The following is a 17714-nucleotide window of genomic DNA, read 5'->3' on the forward strand; positions in this document are numbered from 1 at the left end:
AATGTTCGTACCATTTTTAAGAGAAAATAAAATTGCAGCAGGAATTTTAACTATCATACGGTTATTTTTAGGGTATTCTTGGCTATCATCTGGCTGGGGTAAACTTACAGGTGGTTTTGATGCTTCTGGCTTTTTAGGAAATGCAGTTACTAATCCAGTTAAGGGTCCAGATGGAAATATCGTTTATGGCTGGTATGTTTCATTTCTAGAAGGGTTTGCGCTACCTAACATTGGATTGTTTAACTTCTTTATCCCACTTGGTGAATTTTTAGTAGGTTTAGGTTTAATACTTGGGTGTTTTACAACAGCGGCAATGTTCTTCGGATTAATGATGAACTTTTCTTTCTTCTTAGCAGGAACTGTATCTAGTAATCCAACGGGTATATTTTTAGGAACAATTATTTTAGTAGCTGGAGCAAACGCTGGTTACTACGGCTTAGACCGCTGGGTAATTCCATATTTACGCAGAACGATTTTAAAGAAAAAGGATAACAACCCAACCTCTCCAACGATGGTTCCAAAAAAAGCAGTTTAGTTAGAGTTTGAAAAAGTGGTGTCATTGTGCTGACACCACTTTTTTAAAAGGTAAGAAAATTTGGACCTAGTTTTAGTGGCTAGTTCTGGGCCCCATCGGATCGCACTTTTTCTTGGTTCGTGTGAATCAATATATGCTCTCCATTAAGCATTCTGTCTGTAAAAGGACCTAGTACTTACCAGTTTGAAAAATTTTATCAATCGATGTATAGAACGATAGAAAATCGAACATACTTAAAATAAGTAAGTTATCCAATGTATTTCCCCCTTTTTACTCAGCTACTTAGTAGTTGAGTTTTTTGTTGTTTTAATAAGATACAAAAGTCTAAAAGTTTGTACCTATTTAGTGTCTAGCTCCGGGATCTGATGCCCGAAACCGTACAAAAAAAAACGGTAATCAAAAGGGCAATCTGATGCCCGAAACTCCGCAAAAAATAAAAAACGGTAATCAAAAGGGCAATCTGATGCCCGAAACTCCGCAAAAAATAAAAAACGGTAATCAAAAGGGTAATCTGATGCCCGAAACTCCGCAAAAAATAAAAAACGGTAATCAAAAGGGCAATCTGATGCCCGAAACTCCGCAAAAAATAAAAAACGGTAATATAGAATAGCAATATATCAGAATATATATGTTGCCCTTTTTTGAAAGATAAGAAAGTCTAAAAGTTTGTACCTAGTTATAGTGTCTAGCTCCGGGCGCCCTGTGCTTTTCTTTACGAGAAGGGAATTATCCATGCGATATCGAAATACTAATATAAGATAAAGAGGGGGTGTTAGGTTTGTTTAAACAAAAAATAGGTATTGGGCAGAATATAGATGGTTTAGATACTCCATCTTTACTTTTGAATGCTAAGAAACTTAGACAGAATATAAATGAAATGGCGCAATTTGCCAAGGAGAACAATCTCCACTTTCGCCCACATATTAAAACTCACAAATCAGCTAAAATTGCGATGCTCCAGCTTCAATCTGGTGCGATCGGAATTACCTGCGCAAAAACTAGTGAAGCAGTAGTAATGGCTGCAGCGGGGATCAACGATATATTAATTGCTTACCCAATTTCAAGTAAGCTAAAAGTAGCTAGGATAATCAAGCTTTTGGAAAGTAATGTTAATGTTAAAGTTGCAGTGGATAGCCTTGAACAATTGAAGTGCCTGCAAAAAGAATTAGAAAAGAGTCCATATATTCTAGAGGTCTGGATTAAGGTGAATTCCGGTTTGAACCGGTGTGGTGTTGAACCAGGGCAAGAGGCATTAGACCTTGCTCAAGCTATTATTCTTTTATCTGGACTCAAGCTGGGTGGAATTTTTACACATGGTGGACATTCTTATGCAGCAAAAACCTTAGCTGAAATTGAAGAGATAGGGATACAGGAAGGTAAGGCTGTCATGGAAAGCGTTGAAGCCTGCGAACGAGCTGGTATTCCTGTACCTGTTAGAAGTGTTGGTTCCACACCAACCTATAAAATTGCAGGTAAAGTAAAGGGAATAAATGAAATTCGTCCTGGAAATGCCGTGTTTTTTGATGCGATCCAAGCAGGCCTAGGTGTCTCAAGTATAGAAAGCTGTGCATTAACCGTATTGGGTTCGGTAGTCGGTGTCTATAATCAAAAAAGAATTGTGTTTGACACAGGAAGTAAAACGCTTTGCTTGGACAAGGGGGCACATGGCAATAATACAGTTAATGGCTTTGGTCACGTTATTGAACACCCTGAAATAACGATTGAAAGACTATCTGAAGAACACGGAGTCGGAGTTTTACCTGCTGAGACGTCCTTACGATTGAATGAAAAAGTTCAAATTATTCCAAACCATGCCTGTACAGTTGTCAATCAATTTAATGAATACATTGTTCATGATGATGGGAAAGTGATTGATGTATGGGAAATAGACGCTAGAGGAATGGTAAAGTGACTATACCTTAATAAGGGATGAAATGAATGTTAGCCAAGGCTTTTCTATAGGGCAAAATATGAGGTGGCAAATTGGAAATAGATATTACATATAAACCTTTACAAGCAGATTTTTTTAAAAAGCCTACTCTCCAGTTAGCTAAAGCATTATTAGGATGTTTATTAGTAAAAGTAACAGATGAAGGCATTTCGTCAGGATATGTAGTAGAAACCGAAGCTTATATGGGTCCAGAAGACCGGGCTGCACATAGTTTTGGAAACAGGAGAACAAAGCGTACAGAAGTAATGTTTGGGGAAGCTGGTCAGATCTATACTTATTCTATGCATACTCATTGCCTAGTCAACGTAGTAAGTGGGGGAATAGGTAAACCTGAAGCCGTCTTAATTAGAGCACTAGAGCCACTTACATCTATTGATCTTATGCTCAAAAGGAGAGGTGTATTAGATGTTAAAAATCTAACAAATGGACCTGGAAAACTAACAAAAGCGTTAGGCATTACAATGGAGGACTACGGAAATCCTATTTACAAACCGCCACTGTTTTTAGCTGAAGGTAGTAAGCCTACTAGCATTTCAAGCGGCCCACGTATTGGAATTGACAATTCTGGTGAGGCCAAGAATTACCCATGGCGATTTTGGGTTACAGGAAATAAAAACATATCAAGATAAATTAAATCCCACTACATGTGGGATTTTTCACGTCTAGGCATGCAATTTATCCCACGCTTAAGGGACAGTAAAATCCGCGCCTCAAAACTTGTTGAATGCGAAATCCTAGCCCTATCTCAAGTAGGTCGCAGGTCTTATTCCAAATTATATCTCAAGATCATTATGAAAAAACGCTAATCACGATAAGATTAAGACATGAATCGAAAGGAGGAAACAAACAATGAAAAAGTTTGGGTTATTAATAATAGGTGCTATCTCAGCATTGGTGTTGTTAGGTAATGTTGGTCCTGTTATCGGATTAGCGATTAGCTTAGTGATCATGTACTTCGCATTCAAAGGCTTTATGAAAACAGATTCTACTGCGAAGAAGGTGATGTGGGCGGTCATCGGTTTGATTGCTTTAGCAGCATCTGCTTCAAATGTTCCAGCGATCATCGGAATTGCTGCAGCTTACGTTTTATACGTAGTTTATAAAAAATGGAATTCAACAAAAGAAACAGTTGTTAAAGAAGACTCTGATCCATTTACTAATTTCGAGAGACAGTGGTCTGAATTAAAAAAAGAGTACTAAAATTTAAAAAACAATTTAAAGGAGAGATTTTACATGGGATTATTCAATCGTATTAAAAATTCAATAGAGGCTGATTTACACGAGGTTTTAGATGGGAAGGAGAAAAAGAATCCTATTTCATTACTTAATCAATATCTTCGTCAATGCAAACAAGAAGTAGAAAAAGTACGTAAATTAGTTGAACGTCAGCATTTATTAAAAGAAGAATTTACTCGTGAATACAATTATGCAGTTGATCTTGCAGAAAAAAGAAAATCTCAAGTTGAAATTGCTTCAAGAGCTGGTGAAGATGAACTATATCAATTTGCATTACAAGAACAAATGCAATATGAAGAGCGTTCAACACGATTAAAGGATTCTCTAGCAAATGCGACTGGGCATCTAATGGATCTTGAAAAGAAATATGAAGAAATGAAGCATAAGCTGAAAGATATGAACATTAAGAGAATGGAATTAATGGGTCGTGAGAATATGGCAAGAGCTAACTATCGAATGAACCTAGTGCTTGACTCAAATAGCAGCTATACAAACAAAGCATCAGCTACTTTTACTGAAATGGAGAGCTACCTTGAGCGCTTAGAACATCAAGTGAATACGTCATACTACCGCAATACCATTGATTCACGTATTGCTCAGTTAGAAAAGGAATTAAAAAAAGAAGAATCTAATACTATTTCATAACCAAAACATGGTATTCTTAAGGGGCGTAGGGAACTGCGCCTTTTCAGCAGGTATGAAAGTATAAATTTTTTACCAAGTTTTAGTGTCTAGCTCCAGGCGCCATCGGCTCTATGGTCATAAGCCAATCCGGCTGGAAGGTTAAAGAACAACCTTCCAGCCGGCTCGTCTTATGCTTGTCGCGAAAGGCGGGCGCCCTGCGCTTTTCTTAATTAATAGAAAGGGGGTAACCCCATGGCAAATCTTAAAAAAACGGATTATATTAGCAAACTAGTGATGTTTGGAATTGCTGTGTTGTTTATTGAGGTTACCTTTTTTAATAGTGGGGTTATCTTTTCAGGATTTCTATCGGGTGTATGTATCTATATTGGTAGAAAGAAATTTAAGGGTATTTTCGGAAAAATATTATTTTGGTTTGGTTGCATTAGTTTATTTTTTACCATCGCTTCAATGATGACTGTTAAGTTTCTTTTAGCAGGTGTTGTCTTATATTTTGTTCTCCACTACTTCCAATCTAAAAATAAACCACACCAAGTCATACCAGTTATTGAGGAAACTACTCCCACAGAAATGAAGGAAGAACTGATAAGAAAGAATAAAAGTTTATTTGAAAATGTTTTTATTGGACGTCAAAAAACACCAGAGCATGTTTATGAATGGAATGATGTATTTATCCAAACGGGTGTTGGTGACACTACCATTGATTTAAGTAATACGGTTTTACCAAAAGGAGAGTCTTTCATTTCTGTTCGCAATTTTATTGGAAATGTTCAAATACTTGTTCCATACGAAATGGAAGTGAGCATTCATCATTCCGTGATTACTGGGTCAACTTCAATTTTCCAACACCAAGAGTCAAGGGTATTTAATCAAGTTCTATCCTATCAGACTGAACAATATGGAGACGCTGGTCAAAAGATTAAGATTATTACCTCGTTTGTCATCGGTGATTTAGAGGTGAAGCGAGTATGAGTACTGTTCAAAGACAGCTTATTACTTCCTCTTTTTTGTCAGTTTTTTTACTACTCGTGCTAGCGGTCATGTTTTTCACAGCCTATCCTTTAACTGACTGGGGTGATTTGTGGAATCAAAAAGTCATGGGTGTACCCTTTGTCATTTTCGTACCAAGTGTAAGTATTTTAATAGGTTTACTTTTTGGGTTTATTTCCGGCACCTCATGGCGTAGCCAACTACGGACTATTTCGGATACACTTCAACAGGTCGAACAAGGGAAACATGTCGAAGATAGTAAGCTAAATCAAGATGAAGAATTTAAGGATATCTGGGACCGCATTAAAAAAATTAAAAAACAAATGACAGAACAAGTTAAATTATCTCAAAAGCTAGCCAATGAAAAAGCCGAGGAACAAGAAAAACGAATCCAAAAAATTGTCTCACAGGAACGAAACCGCCTTGCACGTGAGCTACATGATTCAGTTAGTCAGCAGCTTTTTGCAGCGTCGATGGTGATGTCAGCCATCACAGAAACAAAGCAAGAGGTTGAAAACACCGAAACGAAGCAACTAAAAATGGTAGAAGAAATGATTCACCAATCACAATTAGAAATGCGAGCACTACTTTTACATTTGCGTCCTGTTGCTTTAAAAGGTAAGTCACTACAGGAAGGTATCGGGGAATTACTCGTTGAATTATCTCAAAAGGTAACAATGGATATTACGTGGAAAGTAGAAGAGATGCAATTAGATAAGGGTGTAGAGGACCATCTATTCCGGATATTACAGGAATCCGTATCAAATACATTACGCCATGCAAAAGCCTCAAAATTAGAGGTGTTACTGATTATGCGTGAAGACATGGTCATTTTACGAATTGTTGATGATGGAAAAGGCTTTGATGTTGAGACTGCTAAAACAGGTTCATATGGAATGAATAACATGTACGAACGTGCCGTCGAAGTAGGGGGAACATTTAAAGTTGTAAGCTTGAAGGATAAAGGGACACGTCTAGAAGTCAAGGTACCAATGATGAAATTAGAGGGTGATATGCAATGATAAAGGTGTTATTTGTCGATGATCATGAAATGGTACGGATAGGAATTTCTGCTTATTTATCAGCACAGTCTGATATTGAGGTAGTTGGTGAAGCATCCAATGGGCGCGAGGGAGTGGAGCTGGCGTTAGAGTTAAGACCTGATGTCATTTTAATGGATTTGGTTATGAATGAAATGGATGGGATCGAAGCGACAAAACAAATTATTGAGAGCTGGCCAGAGGCTAAGGTCATTATTGTTACTAGCTTTTTAGACGATGAAAAGGTATATCCTGCGCTAGAAGCAGGAGCAACCAGTTATATGCTAAAGACATCAAAAGCAAGTGAAATAGCAGAAGCTGTTCGTTCGACATTTCATGGTCAATCAGTTTTGGAACCTGAAGTGACCGGTAAAATGATGCTGAAAATGCGCAAAAAAGAACCAGCGGCATTACATGAACATCTTACGAATCGAGAAATGGAAATTTTAATGCACATGGCGCAAGGAAAAACAAATCAAGAAATCGGTGATGAATTATTTATTGCCCTTAAAACGGTTAAGGTCCACGTGAGTAACATATTAGGAAAGCTTGAAGTGCAGGATCGTACACAAGCGGTTATCTACGCATTTAAGCACTCATTGGTAAAATAGAATTTTAAACTCTACTATTTAAATTTTTAAAAACTGGATAAAGTAAATAACAGTTAAATCGTAGAGGAGAGAAAAAATGCTACAGGCTGCTATGTGGGGTGCAATTGCTGGTTCATCACTCGTACTTGGTGCATTGTTAGGAATATTCAAGAACATACCAAATAAGGTTTCAGCTTTTGTTATGGCCTTTGGTACAGGTGTCTTAATTGGTGCAGCTACCTTCGAATTATTGACAAATGCTGTAAAAGAAGGGGGTATACTCTATCCTTCGCTCGGTTTTTTAGCTGGAGCAACACTCTTCATTGTTGCAGAATTGATTATTATGAAAAAAGGTGGACATGAAAGAAAGCGTTCCAAAATGAGCCCATCTGGTCACTCTGGAATGGCAATATTCATGGGTACTGTAATTGACGCCATACCAGAATCAGTGATTATTGGGGTAAGTTTGCTCGAACATCATACTGTGAGTTGGTTGATTGTCATTGCAATATTTGTAAGCAATTTTCCTGAAGGATTATCTAGCAGTATTGGATTAAAGAAGGACGGCTATTCGAAGAGAAAAATCTTATTTTTATGGGTAATTGTCATGCTGCTGTCCTCGCTAAGTGCCTTGTTAGGTTATCTAATAATCGATCCGACATCAACGTGGTTAGCTACAACAATCGGAGCTTTTGCAGCTGGGGGCATTTTTGCAATGGTTTCCTCGACAATGCTGCCAGAAGCGTTTGAAGAAGGCGGTCCGATTGTAGGCTTTATATCAGCGCTTGGTTTATTATGTTCGTTAATTTTAACTTACTTTGGATGAGTTTTGATAGAGAAAGACATTGCAGAATGCTTAATTAACACTTGGTTCGCCGGTTAAACTTCGCCCAATCCTTGTGAAAAAGGTCTCTAGAGGTTTATTCTCCCCAACCCTTGGAAAAATTGAAAGGTAAGGTCAATTTTAGTATCATACATAGATATATCTCTATTTTTATGATATAACTACTAATAAATTGGATTTTGCAGAAATGTGGGCTAGAGAAAGGTTGAGATTTAAATGGAAAGTAATAATACAACGTCATCTAACTTTATAAAGAATATAATTATCGATGATTTAAAATCAGGTAAGCACAAAGAAATCATTACCCGTTTTCCTCCAGAACCAAATGGATATCTACATATTGGGCACGCAAAATCAATCGTACTTAATTTTGGATTAGCAGATGAATTTAACGGTAGAACGAATCTTCGTTTTGATGATACGAACCCTCTTAAGGAGGATATAGAGTATGTTGAAGCGATTAAAGAAGATGTAAGCTGGCTTGGGTATGAATGGGAAGAATTACATTTTGCATCTAACTATTTTAGTGAAATGTATGAGCGTGCAGTTCTTTTAATTAAAAAAGGACTAGCATATGTTGAGGATCTTTCAGCCGATGAGATACGTGAATATCGAGGTACTCTAAAAGAGCCAGGTAAGGAAAGCCCATCTAGAAATCGTAGTATTGAGGAAAACCTTGCATTATTTGATCAAATGAAGAATGGTGAATTTAAAAATGGTGAAAAGGTACTTCGTGCAAAAATCGATATGTCATCACCAAATATTAATTTAAGGGATCCAATCATTTATCGTATTTCACATTCTACCCACCATAATACAGGTGACGAATGGTGTATCTATCCAATGTATGGGTATGCCCATCCACTTGAGGATGCAATTGAGGGAGTTACACATTCGATTTGTACAGTAGAGTTTGAAGATCAACGTCCATTATATAATTGGGTAGTTGAAAAATGTGAAATGGATGCAAAGCCACAACAAATTGAATTTGCTCGTTTGAATGTAACCAATACCATTATGAGTAAACGAAAACTCAAAATGCTAGTGGATGAAAAATTTGTCGACGGTTGGGATGACCCACGTATGCCTACACTCTCTGGTTTACGCCGCAAAGGTTATACGCCTGAATCTATTGTTACGTTCTGTCGTGAAACTGGTGTAGGTAAAGGATATGGTGTTGTTGATGTTCAAATGCTTGAGCATTTCATTCGTGAGGATTTAAAACTAAAAGCACCACGAACAATGGCAGTTCTTAAACCTTTAAAAGTGGTCATTACAAATTATCCAGAAGGCCAAGTTGAAATGCTAGATGCTGAAATTAACTCAGAAGTTCCAGAGATGGGAACACGTCAAATTCCGCTCTCTAGAGAAATTTATATCGAGCAAGATGACTTTATGGAGGATCCTCCTAAAAAGTATTTCCGACTATTCCCTGGTAACGAGGTTCGCTTAAAGCATGCTTACTTTATCAAATGTGAAGAAGTTATTAAAGATAATGCTGGAGAGGTAGTAGAAATCCGTTGTACATATGATCCAGAAACGAAGAGTGGAACAGGATTTACTGGTCGTAAAGTAAAAGGAACCATTCACTGGGTAGAGGCATCACAAGCCCAGCCAGCAGAATTCCGTCTATACGAACCATTAATTTTAGATGAAGAAAAAGCTGAAGGAGAGTCTTTCCTTGATAATGTGAACCCTAACTCACTAGAAATTGTAAATGGATTCGTTGAGCCAAATATGAAAGGCGCAAAAGGCCAAGATAAATTACAATTCTTTAGACACGGTTATTTTAATGTCGATCCAAAGCATACAACAGACGATAAACTTGTGTTTAACCGTATTGTTTCATTGAAGAGCTCGTTTAAACTTTAATATCAATACTAGGTAGGCTGTTGATTAGGTTCAACAGTCTAGCACTAATCCTTTGAACTCCATCCATATGGGGTTCTTTTAATTATTTATTATGGTATGATATGTGGGATTATTATCAATGAATTCAACCGTATTGGTTAACACTAAGGATACTAATTACATTTATATGTGAAACAATATATAACTAGCCAAAAGGAGATTACTATGACTGAGAAATGGAATTTATTAAATCAGGTTAAACCTTTTTTACAGGAGGCATGGACGAAAGCAGGTTTCGAAAGTCCAACTGCTGTTCAGGTGAAAGCTGCACCACTTGTGTTAGAGGGAAAAGATATAATTGTCGAATCACCAACAGGAACAGGAAAAACCTTAGCATATCTATTGCCGCTTCTAAATAAGATTGATCCTGAAGATGGTGGAGTTCAGGCACTCATATTAGCTTCTTCACATGAGTTAGTTATGCAAATACATCAAGAGGTTCAAAAGTGGTCTGAAGGTAGTGGAATAAGAGGAGCCAGCTTTATTGGTGGAGCAAATGTGACCCGTCAGCTTGAAAAATTAAAAAAGCGCCCACAGGTTGTTGTTGGTACACCAGGTAGAATTCAAGAATTAATCAAACAAAAAAAGCTTAAAATGCATGAGGTAAAAACGATTGTCCTTGATGAAGGAGATCAACTCCTTGTCCCAGAACATACAAATACAATTGAAGGTATTATTAAAACCACATTAGCAGACCGTCAAATTGTCTTATTTTCTGCAACAATGCCTGAACATACTGAACGTGTGGCTAGTACCTTTATGAAAGATCCACTACTAATCAGAGTAACAAAGAATGACATGCCAAAGTCAAAGGTTGAGCATATTTATTTTGTATGTACACCAAGAGAAAAAATTGAAATTCTTGAGAAAATCGGTCGACTTAATGATTTAAAGGCATTAACGTTTGTTAAAGACATTGGAAACCTAGCGGTCGTAGCTGAAAAACTTCAATTTAAACGGATTCCACTTGGGGTATTACATAGTGACTCGAAAAAGGAAGAACGTGCGAATGCAATTAAGTCCTTTAGAGCGGGCAAATTCCCATTATTGGTCGCAACAGATGTTGCAGCAAGAGGACTGGACATCGAAGGGTTAACACATGTTGTCCATTTTGATTTTCCAGAAGATATCACTCAATATACGCATCGATCTGGAAGAACAGGCAGAGCTGGGGCATCAGGTACGGTTATTTCGATTGTTACAGATCGAGAAGAAAGAACGTTAAAACAATATGCACGTAAATTAGGATTTAATGTTAGTGAAAAAGTGTTTTATAAAGGGCAAATAGCTGATGAACGGAGAACGCCACTAGCACCTACAAAAAATAGAAAATAAACAAAAGGGAGGATCCTTCCTCCCTTTTGGCATATACATGGGGGAATAAAGATGGATCAGAGGACTGCACTACTAGTTGGTGCATCAGGATTAATAGGGAGTGAGTTACTCCAATATTTAGTAGAGAGCCCAGAATACAAGAGCGTAACTATACTCGTTCGTCGTGACTATCCATTGTCACACCCTAAGCTGATAACTAAAATAATCGACTTTGATAACCTGCCATTTAGTGATTTAGAAAAAGTTGATGATATTTATTGCTGCTTAGGAACGACCATTAAAAAGGCAAAATCGAAAGAGCAATTTATGAAGGTAGACCTTGAGTATCCCATCAAGTTAGCAAGATGGGGAGCAGAGCACGGTGTTAGCAAATATCTCGTCGTTTCGGCACTAGGAGCGAATAGTGGATCTCGTGTATTTTATAATCAAGTAAAAGGGACATTGGAGGATGAATTAAAAAGAATAGATATACCACATGTTCATATATTTAGACCTTCTTTGTTAGTAGGTGATCGGAAGGAATTTCGTCTTGGAGAAAAGATAGGAGAGTATGTAATGAAAATCTTCCGCTTCACATTGGTTGGAAGAATGAAAAAATATCGCGCTATTGAAGCAAAGCAAGTTGCTTATGCAATGTATAAAAAAGCAAATGGAAAAAACGATCAATCATATACAATCTATGAATCAGATATGATCGGGAAAATAAATTAAGAAGCGGCTGATTTATCGGTGTGGATCAGCCGCCCTATGCTTTTCTTACTATAAAATATCTATAACTCTGCCCACCTGGCCGCTTTCTAGCCTTACCTTGATTCCGTGTGGGTGGAAGCTAGAGTTTGTTAGGATGTCTTTCACAACACCGCTTGTTTTTTTACCAGTCCGTTGATCTTCCTTTAAAATTACATTTACATTCAGACCTACAGATATATTAGTTCGTTCCTGTCCGCTCATTAAACACCCATTTTTCTGCGTGTATTGCTAGGTTTTTTAGTCATTTGGCTTTTCATTTTTTGAGTTTGTTGGCCTGAAGGTCCACCCAATTTAGTAGCATTTTGAGCTTGTTTTTTGCTAGCGAGTTTTTGTTTAACCATTTCTTCAAGACTTAATTTTTTCTTTTCAGGGGTATTTGTTGCTTGGTCATTGATAGTGTGGTCTGACATATTTACATCTCCTTTTATTTTTTACTCTCTTATTTTAATGTCCTTATTATAATACAAAACGACTCAATTAAACACCATCATAAATAGGTTGGTCTAAAATAATCAATTTCAAACTTTTATAAAATACAAAAGTGTAATAATTTCTGCCTTAAAACAAATAATAGACTTGATAAAACTTCCATTGTTGGAAAGGATATGAGTAATAACAAAAAAGAAAAGGGGTATATTTAGATGAAAGAGCTACATTCTTTTGGATGGTATGCAGCCCGTATATCACCACATTTACCAAAAAAGGCTTTCAAACCAGTTCCAGCTCGGCTATTAGGGGGACTCGCTTATTTACTTGTTGTGATCGCTGGTTTTTTAACGATTAGTATTTTTAATCTTCACCCTTGGATCTATTTTTTGATTGCGTTAGTTTTAGGAGCTAGTTTTGCGGGGATGGGATTTTTAGGTCATGAAATTTTACATGGAACAGTAGTGAGAAAGCCTTGGCTCCGCAATTTACTAGGGGCAATTGCTTTTTGGCCACTTAGTACAGGGCCTAGACTTTGGCGGAAATGGCATAATATGAATCATCATGTTCATACTCAGGATGATCATAAAGATCCTGATGCCTGGCCGAATATGGCGACAATAATTAACAATCGGATTTTAAGATTGATTTATAAACTGCCGTTTCAATTTAGAGCATTTGTAAGTTTTCTATCACTAACTGTTCAATTTTCACTACATTCGTTAAAAATGTTTTCCGTATACTTAAAAGAATTTAATCCTAAGAATCGGCCAACTGTTTGGCTGCAAACGATATTACCATGGGCATCGTGGATTGGTTTATTATTTTTGATAGGACCAGTTAAATGGGTCTTTGCCTTTTTGATCCCATTATTAATTGCAAATTTTATTGTAATGAGCTATATCTCAACAAACCATCGGTTAAATCCGCAAACAGAAATAAATGATCCATTAGCAAATAGCTTAACAGTCACAGTACCAAAGTGGGTCGATGTCTTGCACTTTAATTTTTCTTATCATACAGAGCATCACTTATTTCCTAGTATGAACCCGAAATACTACCCGATGGTGAAGACACATATTAAAAAAATGTGGCCGGAGCGTTATCACGAAATGCCAATGGGACGCGCGCTAATTGCTCTTTGGAAGACACCGAGAGTATATCATCAAGCAAAGGATTTAATTGAGCCATTAAAAGGAAAAGTGTACGGTTCGTTGGGACATGGGCTCGATCCGGTGAAGATCACACATCACAGCTCGATTACGAGTGAGGATAGCTTTACATCTCCACTAAATAATCAACCAACAGATAAGTCGGTTAAATAAAAGTGAGGTGAAATATTTTAAGATGGGACCCAAAAAAGTGAATCTCCATGATTTTGTTATTTTTGAAAGGTAAAGAATAAAATGTTCACCTGGTTTTGGTGTCTAGCTCCGGCACCATCGGAAACGGTAACTTAAACAGCAATCTGATGCCCGAAATCTCAAAAAAAATAAAAAACGGTAACCACGTTCTTGTCTCTTGGATTCAACAAACAATGAATTAAACTATTCCACTAGGGAATATTTTATCTGCAAATTTATGATTTTATCGATAATTCGACAAAACATGACACCACTCAATTTTCAAAAAATAGAGTGCTTAATCCCTGCCAGGATACAACACTCTATTTTACAAACTAATATCCCATTTCTTCCAATAACTCAATCATTATATCCGGTCGATTGGTAATAATACCATCTGCACCTGCTTCTATCAACATCCGCATGGTTTCTTTATCATCAATGGTCCAATAATGTATTTCCATCCCACGACGATGGGCACCTTCGATTAATTTTTTATCAGCTAAATTAAAAATACTTTCACTTGTAGGGATTTGAAATACATCAACACTAGGATTATATAAATTTCTAACAAAAAGCTTATGGGCTAGTACGAATTTGAGGACTTCCTGCTTGCCCCCTGCCACAGGGGATCTACCTTTAGCATATGACTGAAACGATTCTATTATTTCTTGGTCAAATGAAGAGATATTCACTTTCTCTTCTAAATTATATTTTACAATTAATCTCCATAACTTCTCGGAAATTTCTTCGGTTCTTTCTGGGGAATTAGTATCTTTAATTTCTATAACCATTCGTTGGTCAGGAAACGTTTGAAAAACTTCTTCAACAGTTGGAATATAGAGACCTTTCCCACGATAACTTAGTTCACCCTCTAAATCTTTAAAGTAATAGCCGGCATCGAGCTTTTGAAGTTCTTCTAATGTAAAATTCTCTACTTTTCCACTACCATTTGTCGTTCTGTCTACTGTTGGATCATGGATCGTAACAAGTTGACCATCTTTTGTTATATGGATGTCAAATTCAAGGGCATCAACGCCCAAATTATTCGCTAGAGTAAAAGAGGCAAGCGTATTTGAAGGTGCTAAGTCCTCTCCTCCTTGATGAGCAATGACGAGTGGTCTGTCTTTTGTATAAAATGACCGATAAGGCCTTTTCTCAACAGGGAGATAGTTTAAAAGAATAAATGCACTTATCACGATAACAACAATACCAATTATGATCATCCATTTCCTTTTTGGCTTTGTCGTTTCAAATTTTATTTGAGCCATTTTTACCTATTCCTTTCATATATAATATTTGCTTCGACGAAAAACAAGATTTTTTTACCTAACTGACTCTAGCAGGTATCTAGGATTAATAAAGGTGTGGTGTAGCTTTTCGATTGGAATAATTCCTTATAGCCTGTAACTAACTAACCTGAAGAACCTAAGAAGTTACCAAAGAGTATAGGGATAGTTTGTCGGGTAGTCCTAAAAAGTGAGTACTGGCTTCTTACATATTAGAGTTACTAAGTTATTTCGTCAGTAACTACTAAAGTCCTTTATTTCTATTTTTAAATAGTCGAAACTAACAGAAAATATTTGCAATGGACATGGGATTGTAATATAATGACAAATACGTCTTTTGCTTTTTCCTACTATAGTAACTTCGATTTGATTTTAGGCTGTTTTTTCATAAAAGTAATATTATCATCATCTTGAAAGGGTGAAGTGAATGGAAGTAAAGAAACACCCAGATTACCAGGATGAACATGATTGGCTAGAGTTTACGAAGCAATATATGAAAATAGTCATTCAAGCCTCCGAATCAGATGAAGAAAATTTTAGAGAAAACATGAAGGATGCACTTGATGGCATAGACTTCAAGGATAGTAGCTTTCGTTATATGAATATGCTTACAAATGCAAATCTATTACGTAGAACAGAGGAAGAATTACGAAAGCTGAAACGAATTGAGTCCAAGCCATATTTTGCAAGAATTGATTTTAAAAGAGAGGGTAAGGAAATAGAAGAAGTTCTATACTTTGGGAAAGCTTCACTATTCGATAAAGAAACGCAAAAACCTATAATTGTAGATTGGCGCTCTCAAATTGCGAACCTTTATTATGATGGTAGATTAGGGGAAGTTTCTTATGAAGCAAAAGGCGGAGAATACCAAGGTTACCTCTCTTTAAAACGCCAGTATGTAATTGAAGAAGGCGAGCTAATTGAAATAAGAGATGTAGATTTAACAACAAATGATGAGTTACTTCAAAAGTCATTATCAGAAAGCTCCAGTAACCGTTTATCTGAAATCGTTTCCACAATCCAGGAAGAACAAAATAATATTATCCGGGCTGACTTAAACAAACCAATTATCGTACAAGGTGCAGCCGGAAGTGGAAAAACAACAATTGCTTTGCACCGGATCTCCTACTTCATCTATACATACGCAGAACAATTTTCACCAGATCAACTTATGATCCTAGCACCGAACCGTTTATTCATCGATTATATTTCAGAAGTATTACCTGAATTAGGTGTTGAAAACATCCTACAAACCACATTTATCGACTATGTTTCAAAGTGCATTGGTAAGAAAATGAAGCTCAAGCACCCAGAAGAGAAACTAGTTAAATTTATTAATGGGACAATGAAGGAAACCGAAGCGATACGATGGGTCAGTGCCTTTAAAGGATCATTACAATTCCGAGATATGATTGACCACTATTTAGAAGATATTTTACAATCCTTGTTACCTACAGAAGACTTCTTTTTGTCAAAAATCCGGCTTTATAGTGCAAAAAAGCTAAGCCATCTAATTGTACATGAGTACAGTTACTTACCTTATTATCAACGTGTGGACAAGGTGAAAAGAGTATTACAAAACCATGTAAGGACTGAAAAGAAACGGATCCTTGAAAAAGTAAATACATTTTATGAAGCTCGTATTGAAAAAGCGCTTAATGGTTATCTTGAAGATGATAAACGTCGAAGCTATGTGACGAAAGCGTTAGATAAAAAGAATGAAGCCATTGTTGATATTAATAAAGACTCTAGGACGGCAGTTTCGTCTTATATGAAAAAGCTGCCGAAGCATGAATTGTTTTACTATTATAAAAAACTAATTACAGATAGTGAAGTATTTAATAAATATGCAAAAAATATTCTGGATCAGGACAAGATCAAACTGTTTTGCAATTATAATAAATCGCTAGCTAGTGAGGGCTGTTTTGAGATAGAGGATCTTGCTGCATTATTGTATCTTCAAAGTAAACTTTATGGAATAGAGAAACATTTACGATCAAAAAATGTAGTAATTGATGAAGCGCAGGATTATAGTTACTTTCAATTTGCCGCTTTAAAAAGTGCTTTGGAAACAGATATGTTTACAATTGTGGGTGATTTGGCACAAGGGATTCATTCTTACAGGGGAATCAATGACTGGAGTATTGTCCAACAAAATATTTTTCCAAGAGCTACTTATAAAACTCTGCAGAAAAGCTATCGGACAACCGTCGAAATTATGAATACAGCAAATGATATTTTAAAACTATTAAAGCTAGAGCTTCCATTGGTAGAACCTGTGGTAAGACATGGTCAAAAGCCAATCTTTAATTATAGTTCAGCAACACATAAAGGGACCGTAAAGAACATCGAAAAAACGATTGAGCACCTCTACTCTGAAAAGATGAAAACAATTGCCATCATCGGAAAGACGAATAAGGAATGCCTGAGACTAGCAAAACTGTTTAATCAATACACGAAACTTCCTATACAGTTGTTAAAGGAAAATGAGGAGATTAATAAGGGTGAGGTAGTGATTGTAAGTTCTCACTTATCAAAGGGATTAGAGTTTGATGCAGTGATTATTTGCTCTCTTGATGAAACCTTTGAGGAAAATGAAATTAATATTAAGTTATTATATGTTTCCATGACAAGACCGCTTCACCGCTTGATGTTTTTCGGAAAGGATTTGTCAAGCTTTTTACTTGATCGGGTGGATGAAGATCTTCTCACAATTGTTGAATGAAATACAACAATTTAAAGAAAATACAATTAAAAACTAGTAAGCCATCGTTTCCAAAGTAGTAATGGAGATGATGGCACTTTTTAGTAATATTCAAGCTATACCCTTTT

General features: G+C 36.5%; 19 protein-coding genes. 16 read left to right on the forward strand and 3 right to left on the reverse strand.

Annotation, left to right across the window (positions count from 1 at the left end; translation table 11 throughout):
- The first annotated feature begins 1 nt into the window (after nt 1).
- The 13 genes from PY093_RS03885 to PY093_RS03945 all read left to right on the forward strand — a co-directional run bounded on the left by PY093_RS03885 (nt 2) and on the right by PY093_RS03945 (nt 11785).
- On the forward strand, nt 2-535 hold the full coding sequence (locus PY093_RS03885) for a DoxX family protein (RefSeq protein ID WP_275644561.1): 534 nt from the start codon (nt 2-4) through the stop codon (nt 533-535).
- 412 nt (nt 536-947) lie between these two features.
- Nucleotides 948-1145: a hypothetical protein gene (locus PY093_RS03890; RefSeq protein WP_275644562.1), complete on the forward strand. Its 198-nt coding sequence runs from the start codon at nt 948-950 to the stop codon at nt 1143-1145.
- A gap of 168 nt (nt 1146-1313) precedes the next feature.
- A complete protein-coding gene (locus PY093_RS03895; protein ID WP_275644563.1) occupies nt 1314-2447 on the forward strand; it encodes a D-TA family PLP-dependent enzyme in 1134 nt (377 codons plus the stop codon).
- A gap of 77 nt (nt 2448-2524) precedes the next feature.
- The gene (locus PY093_RS03900; protein ID WP_275644654.1) at nt 2525-3115 is read left to right on the forward strand and encodes a DNA-3-methyladenine glycosylase; all 591 of its coding nucleotides are present in this window, start codon (nt 2525-2527) and stop codon (nt 3113-3115) included.
- A 220-nt stretch (nt 3116-3335) separates the two neighbouring features.
- Complete coding sequence (locus PY093_RS03905; protein WP_275644564.1) at nt 3336-3686, forward strand: lmo0954 family membrane protein; 351 nt, start codon at nt 3336-3338, stop codon at nt 3684-3686.
- A gap of 33 nt (nt 3687-3719) precedes the next feature.
- Entirely contained in the window at nt 3720-4367 is a 648-nt protein-coding gene (locus tag PY093_RS03910) for a PspA/IM30 family protein (RefSeq protein ID WP_275644565.1), read from the forward strand.
- 231 nt (nt 4368-4598) lie between these two features.
- Entirely contained in the window at nt 4599-5336 is a 738-nt protein-coding gene (gene liaF / locus PY093_RS03915) for a cell wall-active antibiotics response protein LiaF (protein WP_275644566.1), read from the forward strand.
- On the forward strand, nt 5333-6376 hold the full coding sequence (locus PY093_RS03920) for a sensor histidine kinase (protein WP_275644567.1): 1044 nt from the start codon (nt 5333-5335) through the stop codon (nt 6374-6376). The genes liaF and PY093_RS03920 overlap by 4 nt, the downstream gene beginning before the upstream one ends.
- Nucleotides 6373-7005 carry a response regulator transcription factor gene (locus tag PY093_RS03925; RefSeq protein ID WP_275644568.1) on the forward strand — a complete coding sequence of 211 codons (633 nt, stop codon included), beginning with the start codon at nt 6373-6375 and terminating at the stop codon, nt 7003-7005. Before PY093_RS03920 ends, PY093_RS03925 begins: the two co-directional genes overlap by 4 nt.
- 76 nt (nt 7006-7081) lie before the next feature.
- Complete coding sequence (locus tag PY093_RS03930; RefSeq protein ID WP_275644569.1) at nt 7082-7810, forward strand: ZIP family metal transporter; 729 nt, start codon at nt 7082-7084, stop codon at nt 7808-7810.
- A 234-nt stretch (nt 7811-8044) separates the two neighbouring features.
- Complete coding sequence (locus tag PY093_RS03935; protein WP_275644570.1) at nt 8045-9700, forward strand: glutamine--tRNA ligase/YqeY domain fusion protein; 1656 nt, start codon at nt 8045-8047, stop codon at nt 9698-9700.
- Nucleotides 9701-9904: 204 nt separating this feature from the next.
- The gene (locus PY093_RS03940) at nt 9905-11074 is read left to right on the forward strand and encodes a DEAD/DEAH box helicase (protein WP_275644571.1); all 1170 of its coding nucleotides are present in this window, start codon (nt 9905-9907) and stop codon (nt 11072-11074) included.
- Between the two features lie 51 nt (nt 11075-11125).
- Nucleotides 11126-11785, forward strand: coding sequence for an NAD-dependent epimerase/dehydratase family protein (locus tag PY093_RS03945; protein WP_275644572.1), 660 nt, complete (start codon nt 11126-11128; stop codon nt 11783-11785).
- A gap of 48 nt (nt 11786-11833) precedes the next feature.
- Here the strand turns inward: PY093_RS03945 and PY093_RS03950 are convergent, their stop codons facing one another.
- Together PY093_RS03950 and PY093_RS03955 are read right to left on the reverse strand one after the other, a co-directional pair.
- Nucleotides 11834-12025, reverse strand: coding sequence for a YwbE family protein (locus tag PY093_RS03950; RefSeq protein WP_275644573.1), 192 nt, complete (start codon nt 12023-12025; stop codon nt 11834-11836).
- Nucleotides 12025-12234 carry a hypothetical protein gene (locus tag PY093_RS03955; RefSeq protein WP_275644574.1) on the reverse strand — a complete coding sequence of 70 codons (210 nt, stop codon included), beginning with the start codon at nt 12232-12234 and terminating at the stop codon, nt 12025-12027. The genes PY093_RS03950 and PY093_RS03955 overlap by 1 nt, the downstream gene beginning before the upstream one ends.
- Nucleotides 12235-12465: 231 nt before the next feature.
- On the opposite strand from PY093_RS03955, the gene desB reads away from it, so the two are divergent.
- Together desB and PY093_RS03965 are read left to right on the forward strand one after the other, a co-directional pair.
- Nucleotides 12466-13575, forward strand: coding sequence for a Delta(10) desaturase DesB (desB, locus tag PY093_RS03960; protein WP_275644575.1), 1110 nt, complete (start codon nt 12466-12468; stop codon nt 13573-13575).
- Nucleotides 13576-13673: 98 nt separating this feature from the next.
- Nucleotides 13674-13796, forward strand: a complete 123-nt coding sequence (locus tag PY093_RS03965; RefSeq protein WP_275644576.1) for a hypothetical protein — start codon at nt 13674-13676, stop codon at nt 13794-13796.
- A gap of 132 nt (nt 13797-13928) precedes the next feature.
- Here PY093_RS03965 and PY093_RS03970 read toward each other — a convergent pair whose 3' ends face one another.
- Entirely contained in the window at nt 13929-14864 is a 936-nt protein-coding gene (locus PY093_RS03970) for a glycerophosphodiester phosphodiesterase family protein (protein ID WP_275644577.1), read from the reverse strand.
- 445 nt (nt 14865-15309) lie between these two features.
- Between PY093_RS03970 and helD the strand changes: the two genes are divergently transcribed.
- Nucleotides 15310-17607 (forward strand): RNA polymerase recycling motor HelD, encoded by a 2298-nt coding sequence (gene helD, locus PY093_RS03975; protein ID WP_275644578.1) that lies wholly within the window; start codon nt 15310-15312, stop codon nt 17605-17607.
- Nucleotides 17608-17714 lie beyond the last annotated feature (107 nt).

Origin of the sequence: Cytobacillus sp. S13-E01, from assembly GCF_029193815.1 — a bacterium.
Lineage (GTDB): Bacteria > Bacillota > Bacilli > Bacillales > Bacillaceae_L > Bacillus_BV.

Coding starts and splice junctions, on each gene's coding strand:
- PY093_RS03885 (WP_275644561.1), top strand. CDS start 2: ATGTTCGTACCATTTTTAAGAGAAAATAAAATTGCAGCAGGAATTTTA.
- PY093_RS03890 (WP_275644562.1), top strand. CDS start 948: ATGCCCGAAACTCCGCAAAAAATAAAAAACGGTAATCAAAAGGGCAAT.
- PY093_RS03905 (WP_275644564.1), top strand. CDS start 3,336: ATGAAAAAGTTTGGGTTATTAATAATAGGTGCTATCTCAGCATTGGTG.
- PY093_RS03910 (WP_275644565.1), top strand. CDS start 3,720: ATGGGATTATTCAATCGTATTAAAAATTCAATAGAGGCTGATTTACAC.
- liaF (WP_275644566.1), top strand. CDS start 4,599: ATGGCAAATCTTAAAAAAACGGATTATATTAGCAAACTAGTGATGTTT.
- PY093_RS03920 (WP_275644567.1), top strand. CDS start 5,333: ATGAGTACTGTTCAAAGACAGCTTATTACTTCCTCTTTTTTGTCAGTT.
- PY093_RS03925 (WP_275644568.1), top strand. CDS start 6,373: ATGATAAAGGTGTTATTTGTCGATGATCATGAAATGGTACGGATAGGA.
- PY093_RS03930 (WP_275644569.1), top strand. CDS start 7,082: ATGCTACAGGCTGCTATGTGGGGTGCAATTGCTGGTTCATCACTCGTA.
- PY093_RS03935 (WP_275644570.1), top strand. CDS start 8,045: ATGGAAAGTAATAATACAACGTCATCTAACTTTATAAAGAATATAATT.
- PY093_RS03940 (WP_275644571.1), top strand. CDS start 9,905: ATGACTGAGAAATGGAATTTATTAAATCAGGTTAAACCTTTTTTACAG.
- PY093_RS03945 (WP_275644572.1), top strand. CDS start 11,126: ATGGATCAGAGGACTGCACTACTAGTTGGTGCATCAGGATTAATAGGG.
- PY093_RS03950 (WP_275644573.1), bottom strand. CDS start 12,025: ATGAGCGGACAGGAACGAACTAATATATCTGTAGGTCTGAATGTAAAT.
- PY093_RS03955 (WP_275644574.1), bottom strand. CDS start 12,234: ATGTCAGACCACACTATCAATGACCAAGCAACAAATACCCCTGAAAAG.
- desB (WP_275644575.1), top strand. CDS start 12,466: ATGAAAGAGCTACATTCTTTTGGATGGTATGCAGCCCGTATATCACCA.
- PY093_RS03970 (WP_275644577.1), bottom strand. CDS start 14,864: ATGGCTCAAATAAAATTTGAAACGACAAAGCCAAAAAGGAAATGGATG.
- helD (WP_275644578.1), top strand. CDS start 15,310: ATGGAAGTAAAGAAACACCCAGATTACCAGGATGAACATGATTGGCTA.